The sequence below is a fragment of the Nocardioides sp. AE5 genome (genome assembly GCF_031844485.1).
Lineage (GTDB): Bacteria > Actinomycetota > Actinomycetes > Propionibacteriales > Nocardioidaceae > Nocardioides.
In genome coordinates, this window is record NZ_JAUZVI010000002.1 from 171,498 (window position 1) to 186,740 (window position 15,243).

Sequence of the window (15,243 nt, forward strand, 5' to 3'; positions counted from 1 at the left end):
ACATGATGCAGATCAAGCGACGGGTGCTCGGACTCGTCCGCGGCGCCTTGCTCAAGGTGATGCCCGCCCAGACCATCGACCTCTCCCGCCTGGACAAGGTCCCCGAGTCGATGGGGTGGCCGCTGAAGCGGGACGGCTTCGACCCGACGCCCCGGATCGCCGAGACCCGCACCACCGAGCCGGTCCACCACCTCACCTCGCTGATGGGGATGGGGATCTGGCTGGTCACCGGCATCGACGAGGGGCGGGCGGTGCTGCAGGACACCTCCTACAGCACCGACATCCGTCCGTACGTCGGAGCGCGCGGGGCGGCCGACGGCGACATCGGCGGCCTTGGCTTCACCGATCCGCCCGACCACACCCGGCTGCGGAAGCTGATCACGCCCGAGTTCACCATGCGCCGCCTGGCCCGGATCCAGCCGATGATCGACGCCATCATCGAGCGCCAGCTCGACGAGATCGCCGCCGCCGGGGCGAACGGCGAGGTGGTGGACCTGGTGCCGACCTTCGGCTTCCCGGTGCCGTTCCTGGTCATCTGCGAGCTGCTCGGCCTGCCCGACCGCGACCGGCAGACCTTCATGGACCTGGGCAGCGCCCGCTTCGACGTCACCCAGGGCGGCACCGGCTCCCTGGGCGCCATCTCCGAGTCGCGGGAGTTCCTCAAGGAGGCCACCCGCAAGCAGCGCCTGGATCCCGGTCCCGGCCTGATCGGCCAGATCATCCGCGACCACGGCGACGAGATCAGCGACTACGACCTGGCCGGCCTGGCCGACGGCGTCTTCAACGGCGGCATGGAGACCTCGGCCTCGATGCTTGCCATGGGCACCGCCGTGCTGCTCGGTGACCGGAAGTCCTGGGACCGGATCCGCACCGACGAGGCATCGGTGGACCCGATCGTCGAGGAACTGCTCCGCTATCTCTCCGTGGTCCAGGTGGCCTTCCCACGGTTTGCCAAGCAGGACGCGCTGGTCGGCGACAAGCAGGTCCGCAAGGGCGACGTGGTCCTGGTCTCGCTGCCCGGCGTCAACCGGGACCCGGCCTTCGGCGATGCGCCCGACTCCTTCGACCCCGACCGGGTGCCGGACCGCTCACACCTGGCCTTCGGCCACGGCCTGCACCGCTGCGTCGGTGCCGAGCTGGCCCGGATGGAGCTCCGCGCCGCCTTCCCCAAGCTGGCCCAGCGCTTCCCCGACATGGAACTGGTCACCTCGGGAGTCGACGATTACGGATTCCGTGAGTCGTCCATCGTGTACGGCGTGGAGTCGGTGCCGGTGCGCATCACTCGATGACGATCGTCCGGGTGTCCTCGGCCGGGCCGTTGCCCTCGGCGCCACCGGACGGATCGTCGTTGAAGGCGCGGAAGGTGTAGCTGCCCGGGGCCAGGTCGGAGACGTCGATCTCCTCGCTCTGCCAGGCCCAGAGGCGTTCCTCATAGGCGCCCTCGGCCATGCCGAACCCCTCCTTGACCACGGTGCCGTCGGCGTCGATGATCTCCCAGCCGAACCAGGCCTCGAAGCCGTTGTTCACCCCGGTTGCGGTGAACGATGCGGAGACGGCCTCGCCCTCGGCCGGGGTGGTGATGTTCATCAACGACAGGGTCTGGGTCAACTGGCCGTTGGCGAGCGGTTCGGCGGTCGGTACGCCGAGCACCATGTCGGTCGGTTCGCCGTCGAGCAGGATCTGCACCGGGTGGCGACCGGAACCGATCGCGGCCTGGGCGGTGTAGATGAGCTGCTCCACCGACAGTGCCGCCTCACGCTCGTCCATCCCCGAGGGGCGCTCGCGCAACGGCGTCTGTCCGGAGCGGAGCCGGACGGTCAGGATCTCGCCGGAGATGTCGCCGTCCTGCGGGGTGTCGATGGTGGTGCCGACCGGCCAGGCGTGGCGATAGTCGGGGTCGACCGGGTCCGCGGAGACAGCAGCCGACAGTGCTCCCTGGAACCGGTCGGCCCTGTTCTCCGGGTCAGGGATCCGGACCTGGTGGAACTCGCGGAAGAGGACCGCCTGGCCGGGGCCGTCGCCGAGGTAGTAGACCGGCAGCGCGACCGGCGTACCGGTCTCCTCGGGGCCGTCAGGACCGTCCGGGTCACCGGAGGCATCGGGGGAGGGCGGGGTGGTCTCCTCGCCGCCGTCGGTCTGGCTGGTGGCCGGGCCCGGCTCCTGGGAGCTGGGGGCGTCGTTGTTGCCGAGCACGGCAACGGCGGTGACCGTGGCTGCCGTGGCGACCACGGCTCCGGTCACGGCATAGATCCAGGGGCGACGGTTCTCCATGCTGCTCACCTTCTTCGTCTGGTGGCGGATCGCCTCGAGGCGATCGCCGGGCTCCACATCACTGACTGCGTCCTCGAGCAGCCGGCGGATGGCCTCGGTGGACTCCGGCCGGCCCGTGTCCTTGTCGTGTGAGCTCATCGGTCCTCCTCCATGGCTTCGCCGAGCTGCTTGCGCAGCGCTTGGGTGCCACGCGATGCGTGGCTCTTGACCGACCCCGGGCTGATGCCGAGGGTCGCTGCGATCTGGGCCTCGGTGAGGTCCAGGTAATGACGGAGCACCAGGACCTCGCGTTGCCTGCGGGGCAGCGCGGCCAGGGCCTCGAGCACCGCCGTACGTCGTTCCGCGGCCAGCACCCCGGCATCGGCACCGGGTGCGGTGAGCGGCGCCTGGTCGGCCTCCTGCTGCACGTGGCGGTCGACCACCTTGCGGTGGCGTAGCACCGAACGCGACCGGTTCACCACGGCCTGGCGCAGGTAGGCGAGCGCCTTGTCGGGTTCACGGAGCTTGTTCCAGCGACCGTGCATGGCGACGAAGGCGTCCTGGACCACTTCCTCGGCGGTGCCGAGGTCGCGGACCAGCAGCACCGAGAGCCGGACGAGGGAGCGCCAGTGGGCGGCGTACAACTCCTCGACGGCGGCGTCGGCGTCCGTCGCATCGGGCACGGTCATCGCGCCGATCGCTCTGGAATCTGCTGCATGGGTCATCACGCTAGTTGCACGCGCGAACTGGACAGATGGTTTACCGCGGTGTCGGAAGAAATCTATGCTCGCCACCATGAACGCCCCCACCCCGGACCCCGACTGCATCTTCTGCAAGATCGTCGCCGGCGAGATCCCGGCCACGATCGTGCACGCCAGCGACGACTCGGTCGCCTTCCGTGACGTTGCGCCCCAGGCGCCGACGCACGTGCTGGTGATCCCGCGCTCACACTACGAGAACGCGGCCGCCCTGGCCGACCACGAGCCGGCGACCCTGGCTGACCTGTTCACCACCGCCCGGGCGGTTGCCGAGGCCGAGGGGCTGGCGGGATATCGCGCCGTCTTCAACACCGGAGCGGCGGCCCAGCAGACCGTCTTCCACGCCCACCTGCACGTGATCGGCGGCCGGGAACTGACCTGGCCCCCGGGCTGAGGCGAAACTGGGTGTGGGTCGCGGCGCTGCCCGCCGTAGCATGGAGGACCTGATGACAGATTCCTCCGCAACCCGCTCCAGCGTCCCGAAGACGAAGCACACCGTCGTGGTGCCCGCCAGCGTCAACATGGTCAGCCTGCTCGGCCCCAACGACGAGCACCTGGCTCTGGTCGAGCGCGCCTTCGCTGCCGACGTACACGTGCGGGGCAACCAGATCACCTTCCACGGCGAGCCGTCCGAGATCGCCCTGGCCGAGCGCCTCCTCGACGAACTGGTGACGATCATCCGCACCGGGCAGCCGGTGACCCGCGAGAGCGTGGAGCGCTCCATCGACATGCTCCGTGCGGACACCGCCGAGAGCCCGGCGGACGTGCTGTCGATGAACATCCTCAGCAACCGTGGACGCACGATCCGCCCCAAGACGCTGAACCAGAAGCGGTACGTCGACGCGATCGACGAGCACACGATCACCTTCGGGATCGGGCCTGCCGGCACCGGGAAGACCTATCTGGCGATGGCCAAGGCGGTCCAGGCGCTCCAGGCCAAGGACGTCAGCCGGATCATCCTGACGCGTCCGGCCGTCGAGGCGGGGGAGCGGCTCGGCTTCCTGCCCGGCACGCTGAGCGAGAAGATCGACCCCTACCTGCGGCCGCTGTATGACGCGCTGCACGACATGCTCGACCCGGAGCTGATCCCCAAGTTGCTCGCTGCCGGGACCATTGAGGTGGCGCCCTTGGCCTACATGCGCGGGCGGACATTGAACGACTCCTTCATCATCCTCGACGAGGCGCAGAACACCTCGCCGGAGCAGATGAAGATGTTCCTGACCCGGCTCGGGTTCGGATCCAAGATCGTGGTCACCGGTGACATCACCCAGGTCGACCTGCCGTCGGGGGTGAAGTCGGGGCTGCGGATCGTCGAGGGGATCCTGGACGAGGTGAAGGACATCTCCTTCCAGCGCCTCAGCGCACACGACGTGGTCCGCCACCGCCTGGTCGGCAAGATCGTGGCCGCCTATGACGAGTACGACGCCAAGGGAGAACGCCGGTGAGCATCGAGGTCCTCAACGAGTCCGGTCACGAGCTGGACGTCTCGGCACTGGCCGCGCTGAGCCGCTTCGTGATGGACCAGATGCGGGTCCACCCCGAGGCCGAGCTCTGCATCAAGGCCGTCGACGAGGAGACCATCGCCGAGTTGAACGAGCGGTGGATGGAGAAGGAGGGGCCGACCGACGTGCTCGCCTTCCCGATGGACGAGCTGCGGCCCGGGCTGGTCAACGAGGAGCCGGAGGAGGGCGTCCTGGGCGACCTGGTCCTCTGCCCCGCGGTGGCCGCACGCCAGGGCGAGACGGCCGGCCACGACACGGAGGCCGAGATCGAACTGCTCACCGTGCACGGCATCCTGCACCTGCTCGGCTATGACCATGCCGAGCCCGAGGAGCACAAGGAGATGTTCGGACTCCAGGACGAACTGCTCGTCCGGTGGCGCTCGGCGGAGCGACAACAGTGACCGGAGCGGACGTCTGGCTGCTCGGCTCGGCGGTGGTCCTCGTCGTGCTGGCGGGGGTCTTCTCCGCGGCCGACGCGGCGCTCTCGTCGTTCTCGCGGGCCCGCGCCGAGGAGATCTCCGCGGAGGGGAAGGCGGGCGCGAAGCGGCTGATCGAGATCATCGACGACCCGGCACGCTACCTGAACACCGCGCTGCTGCTGCGGTTGCTCTGCGAGGTCTCTGCGATCGTGCTGGTGGCGCGGTTGGTCTCGGAGAACCTGGCCGGCTGGTGGCTGAGCCTGGGCGTGTCGATCGCGGTGATGCTGGTGGTCTCGTTCGTGGTGATCGGGGTTGCGCCGCGGACCCTGGGTCGCCAGCACTCCACCACGCTCTCGCTGTTGCTGGCCGCTCCGATCCAGTGGGTGACCCGGATCCTGGGGCCGATCCCGCGGGTTCTGATCCTGCTCGGCAACGCGCTCACCCCCGGCAAGGGATTCAGCGACGGCCCGTTCTCGACCGAGACCGAACTGCGCGAACTGGTCGACATGGCCGAGGCGTCCAGCCTGATCGAGGACGTCGAGCGGAAAATGATCCATTCCGTCTTCGAGCTCGGCGACACCACCGTGCGCGAGGTGATGGTGCCGCGCAACGACGTGCTCTACATCGACCGCCACAAGAACCTGCGCCAGGCGCTGTCGCTCTTCCTGCGCAGTGGCTATTCGCGGATGCCGGTGATCGGGGAGAACCTTGATGACGTGGTGGGATTCGCCTATCTCAAGGACGTCACCAAGCGCGTCTTCGACCACGCCGAAGCGGAGACGACCGAGCGGATCGACCAGTGGATGCGGGCGGTGCACTGGGTGCCGGACAGCAAGCCGGCCGACGACGTACTCTCCGAGATGCAGGCCCGGCGCCAGCACATAGCGGTGGTGGTCGACGAGTACGGCGGGACCGCCGGGATCGTCACGATCGAGGACGTCCTGGAGGAGATCGTCGGTGAGATCACCGATGAGTACGACCAGGGCGAGGTGGCCATCGAGGCGTTGGAGGACGGCAGCATCCGGGTCTCTTCGCGCTATCCGGTCGATGACCTGGATGAGTTGTTCCCCGGGCTGGTCCTGGTCGAGGACGACGTGGACAGTGTTGGTGGCCTGATGGCCAAGGAACTGGGTCGGGTGCCGATCCCGGGATCGACGGTGCAGGCGCACGGGTTGCGGTTCCTGGCCGAGGAGTCGACCGGGCGGCGCAACAGGATCTCGACGGTGCTGATCCGCCTGGTGGAGCCGGTCGAGGAGGAGTCCTCGTCGGCTGACTACGCTGAGCCCCATGCCTGAACCCGAACTCACTGCCGAGGACCGCAAGCTGGTCACCCTGGCGCGTGCGACCCGCGCGCGCATCGGTGCCGCCGAGGGTGCGGCGGTGCGCGACGAGAACGGTCGCACGTACGCCGCCGGAACGGTCGACCTGCCGTCGTTGCAGGTGAGTGCGGTGCAGGTCTGCGTGGCGATGGCGATCTCGTCGGGGTCGGCAGGCCTCGAGGCCGTCGTGGTGCTGGGCGAGTCGGGCCAGGTGGCCGCTGGTGATCTCGCCGTGGTGCGGGAGTTCGCCGGGGCCGGGGTGCCGGTCCATGTGGGCGATGCCCGCGGGAAGATCAGCGACTCGGCCTCATCCTGAGTTGTCCACAGGCTGCGTGGGACGCCTTTCCGGATTGTCGGGTTCGTTCTAGGGTCTTGGGTGTTTTCGCCGTTCGTTGTTGTCTCGGGAAAGTGGACGGTCTGATGGGTTTGATGCGACGGGTCGCGGTAGTCGTGGCGTGTGTGCCGGTGTTGGTGCTGGCTGGTTGTAGTGACGACGAGCCGTCCGAGCCGGTGGAGTTGCCGTCGTTGTCGCCGTCAGCAGTGGGGTCTGCGTCTCCGTCGCCGAGTGCGTCGGAGTCGGTAGGGGTCGAGGAGTTGCCGGCGAGCGAGGTGGAGCCGGAGGAGTTCGTGCGTGCGTGGTTCGAGGCGTACAACGAGTTGGTCCTGACCGGCGACGGAAGCAGACTGCGAGCACTCAGCGTCGAGACGTGCGGGACGTGCGAATCGATTGTCGAGGCTTACGCACAGGTCTACGCAGACGGTGGCGAGATCAGCATTGCCGATGGTGCACCACCTGTGGAGGTCATCTCGTTGGAAACCGAGGAGAGTGAGGAGAGTTCGGAGCGCGTCGAGGTACGGGTGGTGAACAAGGCGAACCGAGGGTCGATTCGTCAAGATGCAGCTGGTGACAGTGAGGAGTTCCCGGCCGAGACCGATACGTGGGGATTCTTTCTGACCACGACGGATGGCTTCTGGCGCGTCCTTGAAATTGGGATTGAGTGAGATGCATTGTTCCAACGCGCGTCGGGTCTTGGTGGGCGTCGCGTCAATCCTGATTGCTTTCTTGTCTATGGCGACATCGGCAGATGCTGACGAAGGCTCGTCCCCCAGGAACGCCGAGACCTCTCCCTGCGCCGAGCGAATGGACGCTGCGGTCGGACGGCACGGCGTACGACTCAAAGCGCACCAGCTATCGGGTTGTAGCGGTGGTCGGGCAACCACTGCTGTGCCGAGGGTGGAGTGGCGTCGTACCTCGGTGCCGACCGTGGTGGGGTCGTTGGAGTGGGAGCACTGTTTCCAGTTCTTCGAGCAGGTGGGCAATGCGGATCGTCGTACGGTGACGAATCGTTGCGCTGAGATGGTCGAGGGTGGCGTGGACACGGCGACCTTGGTGCGGCAGGCGTTCGAGGATGTGGTGATCCCGGCGTCGGCGGTGGTGGTGCAGCCGCCGGGTGGGGTGACGTTGGTGAATCTGGAGACGTTGTTCCGCACGGAGGCGGCGCCGTTCGAAGAATCGGTGTCGTTGTTGGGGCGTCAGGTGGTGTTGCGGATCCGTCCGGTGGAGTTCGTGTGGCATCCGGGCGATGGGTCGTCGTTCTCGACGACGTCGCCGGGGAGGGTGTTCGAGAAGGGGCGTCCGATGAGTGATTACGTCTCGCATACCTACCCGGATGTGCATGAGCAGGTGATGGTGAGCGTGGATGTGGTGTGGGCTGCGGAGTACAGCGTGGACGGTGGTCCGTTCCTGCCGGTCGCAGGCACGGTAACCACCAGCGGTCCCGGTGTCGGGTTGCAGGTGAAGGAAGCGGTTCCGGTCCTGGTCTCGGGTGGTTGAGGTCGGATGGGTGTAGTGCGACGGGTCGCGGTGGTCGTGGCGTGTGTGCCGGTGCTGGTGCTGGCTGGTTGTGGCGATGACGAGCCGGCCGAGCCGGTGGAGTTGCCGTCGCTGTCACCGTCGGCGGGATCGTTGCCGGGCGTGTCGGCGTCGCAGGGTGCGGAGGACCTGCCGGCGAGTGAAGTGGAGCCGGCGGAGTTCGTGCGTGCGTGGGTGGATGCGTACAACGCGGCCACGCTCGATGGGGACACGACGCGGATGCGCGCGATGAGCGCTGAGGAGTGCATGACGTGCGACGGGTTTGCCACGCAACTTGAGGTGATTTACGGCGCCGGAGGATCAATCACGACTTCTGATGAGCCAAACGTCGTGCTCTCCGTGCGGGAGAAAGCAGGGGAGACGTCCGCCCCTGGCATGACGCGCATGTTGGTCGAACTGCGCTCCAACGCTGGCCGGACGGAACCCGGCGATGGTCAACCCACGATTGACTTCGAGGAGACGGAGGAGTCATGGATCATCGACCTGCAACGATCGACGGCGTGTGGCGCGTCGACGAGATCGGCGTGTGAGTGGTACTGACCAGGGCAGCGCAACCTAGCGCTTGATCTCGGGAAGAGCGCAGTCTGATGAGGTTCGTACGGCGGGTCGCGGTGGTCGTGGCGTGTGTGCCGGTGTTGGTGCTGGCCGGTTGTGGTGACGACGAGTCGGCGGGTGAGCCGGTGGAGTTGCCGTCGTTGTCGCCGTCGGTTCCGGAGTCGCCGAGCGTGTCGGGGGCGCTGGGGGTTGAGGAGTTGCCGGCGAGCGAGGTGGAGCCGGAGGAGTTCGTGCGTGCGTGGGTGGATGCGTACAGCGAACTCGTCCTCACCGGTGACGGGACCCGGCTCCGAGCTATAAGCGCCGACTCGTGCAGTGGCTGCGACGAGGTGACTGGCGCTTATGAGGCGATCTACCAAGCAGGGGGCAGCATCAAGACTGACGGCGAGCCGAACACTGTGACGGCGGTGGTCGCGGATGAAGCAACAGAGAATGGGGTTCGGCTCGTTGTCGACTTCACGTCGGCTCCCGGTCGTGCCACCAAGAGCGCGGGTTCTGACGAGGTCGAGTTCGATGCCACCGCTTCATCGTGGGTCCTTGACCTTGATTCCAGCGCAGGGAACTGGAGAGTCCTGAGGCTGGCTGTCGAAGGGTGAACTGCCTCGTTTCGACTGACCCTGTCGAACGGGAAGGCTGGGTCAGGTGAGGGTGATCTGCTCCGCCAGCCACATGCCGTCCTTGAAGACCAGGGCGACCTGCATGCGATAGTTCCGGGGAGACCCATCGGGGATCGCCGTGTTGGTGATTTTTCCGCTGGCAACCACCACGGCCAGGGCACGGTTCGGTTCGAAGGTGGCGAGCCCGACCACGGAGACCTCGCTGATCTGCACCGTCTCGGCCTCGACCACCGCGGCCTTGACATCGTCCAGGGACCCTTCGTACTCCTCCCGGAACGCCCCCGTGGTGAGGGCCAGCAGTCGGCTCATGTCGTCATCAACCGTCCGGTGGTCGATGTTCGTGAACACCACGGCGATCTCGGCGGCCGCATCCATCGCGGCGGCGCGTTCGGGATCACCCTCGTCTTCCTGCGGAGCGGTCTCGCCCTCGGTCGCCATTGAGTCGATGAGCCAATCGCCATCGACCCGCACGAGGCCCGTCACGATCGATGACGTGACGACCTTGGGCTCTGCGCCGTCCGGTTCGGTGGTCTGGTCCATGAACAGCACCACGGTCGCTGCGTCCTCAGCAATACCGACCAAGCCAGCATCCACGACGGTGGTCGTCGTACGCGCCTTCTGGGCAGTGATCTCGGGCAGGATGGACTCCCAGATCTCCTCCCACTCCGCGTAGTAGGAATCGGTCAGCAACGATTGAACGGTCGCGGCCTGCGTCTGGCTCGACTGCCAGTCGTAGCTGAAGAGGGTTTCTGCGCCAGACGTGGCCGCGGCAAGGCTCTCGGCGCGATCGGCATCAGTGGGCTGCGTTGGAGTTGGCGCCTCTCCTGCTGGAGAACTGCTCGATGGCGCGCTCGCCGCCGGACCCATCACCGCGACGGCGCCGTCCTCGGATCCGCACGAGGACACGAGGGGAGCGAGGAGGAACACGATGAGTACGCCGAGGCGCGCCGAGCTCTGCACGCGCCGATGCTACTACGCCTCGGGTGTGCGTCTGGGTGTTGTGTCGGGGGTGTGTGCGAGGGTTGAACATGGTGACCCATGCGATGAGCTGAAACATGGTCTGACCTGCGGAAACAATCCCCACAACCTCCCTCAAAAGTATTGTTTTCGAACACCCGTCCGCGGTAGAATCGGGCCCATGACCATCACCGATCACACCCACCGCCACGGCCCCGTTCCGGGTGCTGGTGACGTGCTGGGTGATGCGGTCCGGTGGCGTTGGGTGGCCGACGATGCGGAGCGTCAACTGCTGGTCACGGCGGTGGCGTGGGCGCACGCACACCCCGCCGACGGTGACGAGGAAGCCGTGACTGGGCCGTGCCTGGTCGACGGCACCGAAGTGCCGGACTGGGATGAGTTGCCGGCAGTGGCGTGGGACGCAGGTGTCGAGTTCGCCGCCGCGCTGGGGATGTCACAGGCCGCGGGGGAACGGCTACTGGTCGAGGCGTTGGAGTTGCGGCACCGGCTGCCTGGTGTGTGGGGTGAGGTGCTGGCCGGTCGGGTCCAGGCGTGGCGGGCCCGTCGGATCGCGCAGCACACCCTCGGCCACCCCGGTGATGTGGCGGCGTGGGTCGATGAGCGGGTAGCTCCGGTGGCGGCACGGGTGGGTGTGGGCAAGCTGGACAAGTTGTTGGACGAGGCGATGTTGCGGTTGCATCCTGCGGAGCGGGAGGCAGCGGACAAGGCTGCGTTGGATGCGCGGCAGGTGCGGATGTTGGCGAATGTGTCGGCCTCGATGGTGGCGCACATCGTGATCGATGCTGACTTCAAGGACTGTGATGACTTCATGTCCACCGTCAACGCGCTGGCGGCGCGGTTGGGGGAGGCAGGGTGTGAGGAGTCCCTGGACGTACGACGGTCGCTGGCGGTGGGGATCCTCGCGGACCCGGAGGCTGCGTTGACGCTGCTCAACAGCAGCCCCGACACCGACACCGACACCGACGAGTCTGCTGCCGCGCCGCAGTCCACCAAGCCGGCGCGGCCCGGTGCCCGGCGCAAGCAGATCCGTCTGGTGGTGCACCTGTCCGCGGACGCCCTCACCCGCCACAGCCACAGCCACAGTGACTGCGGGTGCGGGTGCGGGTGCCCGGACGCGGTCGCGTTGGGGCGCCTGGGCCGTGAGGATGTTGCGGTGTTGGCGTCGATGGTGGCGAACTGGTGCGGCCGTTCGGATACTGATCTGGTGGTCACCCCGGTGATTGATACCGGTGAGCACATCCACGTGGATCGTTACGAGATCCCCGACCGCCTTGTCCGCCAGGTCGAGCAGGCCCATCCGACGTGCGTGTTCCCGTGGTGCACCCGAGCGGCCAGGGCATGCGACAAGGACCACATCGTCCCCCACGGCGAGGGCGGCGCGACCTGCAGTTGCAACCTGGCGCCGTTGTGCCGGCGTCATCACCGGTACAAGACGTTGACGGGGTGGGATTACCACCAACCCAGTGCGGGGGTGTTCGTGTGGACCTCCCCGCGGGGCAGGTGTTACCTGCGTGACCACAGCGGCACCGTCGACCTCACCGCACCCACCGGGCCCACCGATGGCTGCGCCGAGCGTGCCGCCGCGCACGAACGGGCCGCGGGACGCGTGGTCGAGCACCAGTGGACACCAGATGACCTACGCGAGCACCGCGAACACCTCCAGACCAACCTCGCCGCCGTCGCCAGTGCGTACGGTCCGCCGGGGTGGCCGATCGACCCACCCGATGACCTGTGCCACCGCGGTGAATACGAACACGTCCCCGAACCGTGGGAACCCGAATGGGACCAGTACGCCAGCCCCGGCACCCCACCCTGGGACCCACCACCAGCAGCAGTCGACGACGACACCCCACCCTTCTGACGAACACCGAGGCCTGCCGCGCGTTTCCTACACTCGGGGGCGTGGAAGCCGATCGCCCTGAACCGCTACCCGAGCCGATGGCCCGGGTGCTGGGCGACTACGAACGCCACCTCGCGGTCGAACGAGACCTGAGCGAGCACACGGTCCGCGCCTATCTGGGTGATCTGGAGTCGATGCTCGAACATGCCCACCGGCTCGGGCACGAGGACGTCACCACCATCGACCTGAGGGCGCTGCGCAGTTGGCTGGCCAAGCTGCAGAGCATGGGCATGGCCCGCACCACGATCGCGCGGCGCGCGACCGCGGTCCGGGTCTTCACCACCTGGCTCGCCCGCACCGGACGCGCCCCGCTCGACGCCGGCCAGCGCTTGGCCAGCCCCAAGGCCCACCGCACCCTGCCCGAGGTTCTCCGGGCCGACGAGGCCATCTCGCTCGTCGAGCAGGCAAGTGAACTGGCCGACGACGACAGCCCCCTCGGGATCCGGGACGTCGCCATCCTCGAGTTGATGTACGCCACAGGCATCCGCGTCGGAGAACTCGTCGGGCTCGACATCGACGACATCGACTTCGACCGCAACGTGATCCGGGTCCTCGGCAAGGGACGCAAGGAGCGCACCGTCCCGTTCGGGCAGCCAGCCGCGGCAGCGCTCAAGCGCTGGCTCGCCGGCGCGCGCGCAACCGTACGCCGCGACGGTGCCGGCCCGGCGCTCTTCCTGGGCGCTCGCGGGCAGCGGATCAACCAGCGCGCCGTCCGCACCCTCGTGCACCAGCGCATCGCCGACGTCGACGGAGCGCCCGACATCGGCCCCCACGGACTCCGCCACTCCGCGGCGACCCATCTCCTCGAAGGCGGTGCCGACCTGCGCACTGTCCAGGAGCTGCTCGGCCACGCCTCCATGGCGACGACGCAGGTCTACACCCACGTCAGCAGCGAACGCCTCCGCTCGGCGTACAAGCAGGCGCACCCGCGCGCCTGAGCGAGCGCGCCCGGGGGAGCGCAGATCACCTGCGTGCGTCCAAGGCGCCGCCGAGAGCAGTCGGCGAACCGGAAGCGCCCGGTGGTCCGGGGCCGTCGCGCGGCACGCCGTCCAGCGGCAGCAACCGGACGCGTCGTACCCCGACCAGGTCCAGTGGATCGAGGTATTCCTCCCCGCGCAACCACCCCCAGTGCAGGCACGCGGCCGGTGCACAGTGCGAACCGGCCAGTTCCAGCCACCCGATGGGCTGGGCACCGGCAACCTCGTCACCGACCGACACCATGGCAGCCACCGGTTGGTACGTCGTCCGGGTGTCGCCATGGTCGACGACCACCACGCCCCGCCCGGCCAGTGGACCGGCGTACGTGACCGTCCCGGGCAAGGTGGAGCGGACCACCTGGCCTGCGGTGCCAGCCAGGTCGACGCCCCGGTGACCCGCGCCCCAGCGGACATCCAGGGGAGCGAAGGGCTGGATGACCGTGGGGCGCGGATCGAGTGGCCAGGCTCCGGGGGGAAGAGCCTGGCCACCCGGGTCTGCGGCCGCGCCGGGAAGCCCGACGAGGAGGCTGGAGACCGCGCAGGCCAGCCACGTCACCAGGGTCAGGAAGCGCATCCGCATGCGGCAACACTGCCCCCGCGCTGCCCGGTCCGTACGACGTACGCCGGCGCCTGTGGAAAACTCGGCCGGGGAGCGAGCCTGTGGACGGAAAGCGGGTTCATCGCGGGCACCTGCGGCCCGCCGCCCTCCGATTCGCCCTGCATTGCCCGGATCAACTAGGCTGATCACTGCAATCCGCATGGATTGACTTCGCACGCTCGCAGACCACGACCCAGTCGTGGGCGACGGTCCTCGGTCCCGATGCAGATCGGGTCGGATCTTCGCGCGACGTCAGGGCAACCGGCACCCGCCGAGTTGCAGCAACTGAAAACAACGCTGGCCGGTGCTCGGCCTGCCTCCCGATCGGTCCGCGAGGGCCGGATCCGGGCCAAGGCAGGCACCACGAGGACGGGCCACACAACTGAAAGAAGGACCATGGCAGTCGTGACCATGCGCCAGCTCCTCGAGAGCGGCGTCCACTTCGGGCACCAGACCCGTCGCTGGAACCCGAAGATGAAGCGCTTCATCATGACCGAGCGCAACGGCATCTACATCATCGACCTGCAGCAGTCGCTGGCCTACATCGACCGCTCCTACGCCTTCATCAAGGACACCGTCGCCAAGGGCGGCGTGATCATGTTCGTGGGCACCAAGAAGCAGGCCCAGGAGGCCATCGCCGAGCAGGCCACCCGCGTCGGCATGCCCTACGTCAACCAGCGCTGGCTGGGCGGCATGCTCACCAACTTCTCGACCGTGCACCAGCGGATCAACCGCCTCAAGGAGCTCGACGACGTCGACTTCGACAACGTGGCGGGCTCCGGTCGCACCAAGAAGGAACTGCTCCAGATGAAGCGCGAGCGCGACAAGCTCGACCGCACCCTGGGCGGCATCCGTGAGATGACCCGTACGCCGTCCGCCGTCTGGATCGTCGACACCAACAAGGAGCACCTGGCCGTCGAGGAGGCCCGCAAGCTGCGGATCCCGATCATCGGCATCCTGGACTCCAACTGCGACCCCGACCTGGTCGACTTCCCGATCCCGGGCAACGACGACGCCATCCGCGCGGTCGGCCTGCTGACCCGCGTCGTCGCTGACGCCGTCGCCGAGGGCCTGATCGCCCGCTCCGGCGCCAAGGCCACCAACGACGAGGCCGCCGAGCCGCTCGCCGAGTGGGAGCGCGAGCTCCTCGAGGGTGACGCGGACAAGGCCGCGGTCGAGGCCACCGGTGGCGACGCCGAGAAGACCGACACCCCCGCCTCCGAGGCGACCGGTGCGGCTTCCGAGGCTGCAGAGGCCGCCGAGGTCAAGCCCGCCGAGGCCAGCGGCGACTCCGCCCCGGCCAACGAGGACGGCTCCGGCCCCGAGGGCTTCGAGATCAAGGGCAACAAGGACTCGATGAAGTTCCACGCCCCGACCAGCCCCTGGTACGACCGCACCAAGGCCGAGGTCTGGTTCAAGACCGCCGAGGCTGCCGAGGCCGCAGGCTTCGTCAACGCCGAGAACAAGGCCTGACCTTCAGCGCCATCGCCTGAAGAG

General features: G+C 67.9%; 17 protein-coding genes. 13 read left to right on the forward strand and 4 right to left on the reverse strand.

All coding sequences use genetic code 11. From position 1 onward, the window contains the following. The first annotated feature begins 2 nt into the window (after positions 1–2). Complete coding sequence (locus Q9R27_RS03915) at positions 3–1,289, forward strand: cytochrome P450 (RefSeq protein WP_311251030.1); 1,287 nt, start codon at positions 3–5, stop codon at positions 1,287–1,289. Here Q9R27_RS03915 and Q9R27_RS03920 read toward each other — a convergent pair. Both Q9R27_RS03920 and Q9R27_RS03925 read right to left on the reverse strand, forming a co-directional pair. Beyond that, a complete protein-coding gene (locus Q9R27_RS03920) occupies positions 1,279–2,409 on the reverse strand; it encodes a Gmad2 immunoglobulin-like domain-containing protein (protein WP_311251031.1) in 1,131 nt (376 codons plus the stop codon). The genes Q9R27_RS03915 and Q9R27_RS03920 overlap by 11 nt on opposite strands. Beyond that, positions 2,406–2,939 carry a SigE family RNA polymerase sigma factor gene (locus tag Q9R27_RS03925; protein WP_311251032.1) on the reverse strand — a complete coding sequence of 178 codons (534 nt, stop codon included), beginning with the start codon at positions 2,937–2,939 and terminating at the stop codon, positions 2,406–2,408. The genes Q9R27_RS03920 and Q9R27_RS03925 overlap by 4 nt, the downstream gene beginning before the upstream one ends. Positions 2,940–3,045: 106 nt before the next feature. Here Q9R27_RS03925 and Q9R27_RS03930 point away from each other — a divergent pair, with 106 nt between their 5' ends. The 9 genes from Q9R27_RS03930 to Q9R27_RS03970 all read left to right on the forward strand — a co-directional run bounded on the left by Q9R27_RS03930 (position 3,046) and on the right by Q9R27_RS03970 (position 9,272). Next, on the forward strand, positions 3,046–3,402 hold the full coding sequence (locus Q9R27_RS03930) for a histidine triad nucleotide-binding protein (protein WP_311251033.1): 357 nt from the start codon (positions 3,046–3,048) through the stop codon (positions 3,400–3,402). Positions 3,403–3,454: 52 nt separating this feature from the next. Further along, on the forward strand, positions 3,455–4,453 hold the full coding sequence (locus tag Q9R27_RS03935) for a PhoH family protein (protein WP_311251034.1): 999 nt from the start codon (positions 3,455–3,457) through the stop codon (positions 4,451–4,453). After that, positions 4,450–4,911, forward strand: a complete 462-nt coding sequence (ybeY, locus tag Q9R27_RS03940; RefSeq protein ID WP_311251035.1) for an rRNA maturation RNase YbeY — start codon at positions 4,450–4,452, stop codon at positions 4,909–4,911. Before Q9R27_RS03935 ends, ybeY begins: the two co-directional genes overlap by 4 nt. Further along, positions 4,908–6,224, forward strand: coding sequence for a hemolysin family protein (locus tag Q9R27_RS03945; protein ID WP_311251036.1), 1,317 nt, complete (start codon positions 4,908–4,910; stop codon positions 6,222–6,224). Before ybeY ends, Q9R27_RS03945 begins: the two co-directional genes overlap by 4 nt. Continuing rightward, positions 6,217–6,564 (forward strand): cytidine deaminase, encoded by a 348-nt coding sequence (locus Q9R27_RS03950; RefSeq protein WP_311251037.1) that lies wholly within the window; start codon positions 6,217–6,219, stop codon positions 6,562–6,564. Before Q9R27_RS03945 ends, Q9R27_RS03950 begins: the two co-directional genes overlap by 8 nt. Before the next feature lie 92 nt (positions 6,565–6,656). Then, positions 6,657–7,250 carry a DUF6318 family protein gene (locus Q9R27_RS03955; RefSeq protein ID WP_311251038.1) on the forward strand — a complete coding sequence of 198 codons (594 nt, stop codon included), beginning with the start codon at positions 6,657–6,659 and terminating at the stop codon, positions 7,248–7,250. A 274-nt stretch (positions 7,251–7,524) separates the two neighbouring features. Then, positions 7,525–8,082, forward strand: a complete 558-nt coding sequence (locus Q9R27_RS03960) for a hypothetical protein (RefSeq protein WP_311251039.1) — start codon at positions 7,525–7,527, stop codon at positions 8,080–8,082. A gap of 15 nt (positions 8,083–8,097) precedes the next feature. Next, the gene (locus Q9R27_RS03965) at positions 8,098–8,661 is read left to right on the forward strand and encodes a hypothetical protein (RefSeq protein ID WP_311251040.1); all 564 of its coding nucleotides are present in this window, start codon (positions 8,098–8,100) and stop codon (positions 8,659–8,661) included. 47 nt (positions 8,662–8,708) lie between these two features. After that, positions 8,709–9,272, forward strand: a complete 564-nt coding sequence (locus Q9R27_RS03970; protein WP_311251041.1) for a DUF6318 family protein — start codon at positions 8,709–8,711, stop codon at positions 9,270–9,272. 42 nt (positions 9,273–9,314) lie between these two features. On the opposite strand, the gene Q9R27_RS03975 is transcribed toward Q9R27_RS03970, so the two are convergent. Next, complete coding sequence (locus Q9R27_RS03975; protein ID WP_311251042.1) at positions 9,315–10,253, reverse strand: hypothetical protein; 939 nt, start codon at positions 10,251–10,253, stop codon at positions 9,315–9,317. Positions 10,254–10,431: 178 nt separating this feature from the next. Between Q9R27_RS03975 and Q9R27_RS03980 the strand changes: the two genes are divergently transcribed. Together Q9R27_RS03980 and Q9R27_RS03985 are read left to right on the forward strand one after the other, a co-directional pair. Further along, positions 10,432–12,132: a hypothetical protein gene (locus Q9R27_RS03980; protein WP_311251043.1), complete on the forward strand. Its 1,701-nt coding sequence runs from the start codon at positions 10,432–10,434 to the stop codon at positions 12,130–12,132. 77 nt (positions 12,133–12,209) lie between these two features. Next, the gene (locus Q9R27_RS03985) at positions 12,210–13,109 is read left to right on the forward strand and encodes a tyrosine recombinase XerC (protein ID WP_311251387.1); all 900 of its coding nucleotides are present in this window, start codon (positions 12,210–12,212) and stop codon (positions 13,107–13,109) included. A 25-nt stretch (positions 13,110–13,134) separates the two neighbouring features. Here Q9R27_RS03985 and Q9R27_RS03990 read toward each other — a convergent pair whose 3' ends face one another. Then, positions 13,135–13,728, reverse strand: coding sequence for a M23 family metallopeptidase (locus Q9R27_RS03990; RefSeq protein ID WP_311251044.1), 594 nt, complete (start codon positions 13,726–13,728; stop codon positions 13,135–13,137). A gap of 414 nt (positions 13,729–14,142) precedes the next feature. Between Q9R27_RS03990 and rpsB the strand changes: the two genes are divergently transcribed. Further along, the gene (gene rpsB, locus Q9R27_RS03995) at positions 14,143–15,219 is read left to right on the forward strand and encodes a 30S ribosomal protein S2 (RefSeq protein ID WP_311251045.1); all 1,077 of its coding nucleotides are present in this window, start codon (positions 14,143–14,145) and stop codon (positions 15,217–15,219) included. The last annotated feature ends 24 nt before the right edge of the window (positions 15,220–15,243 follow it).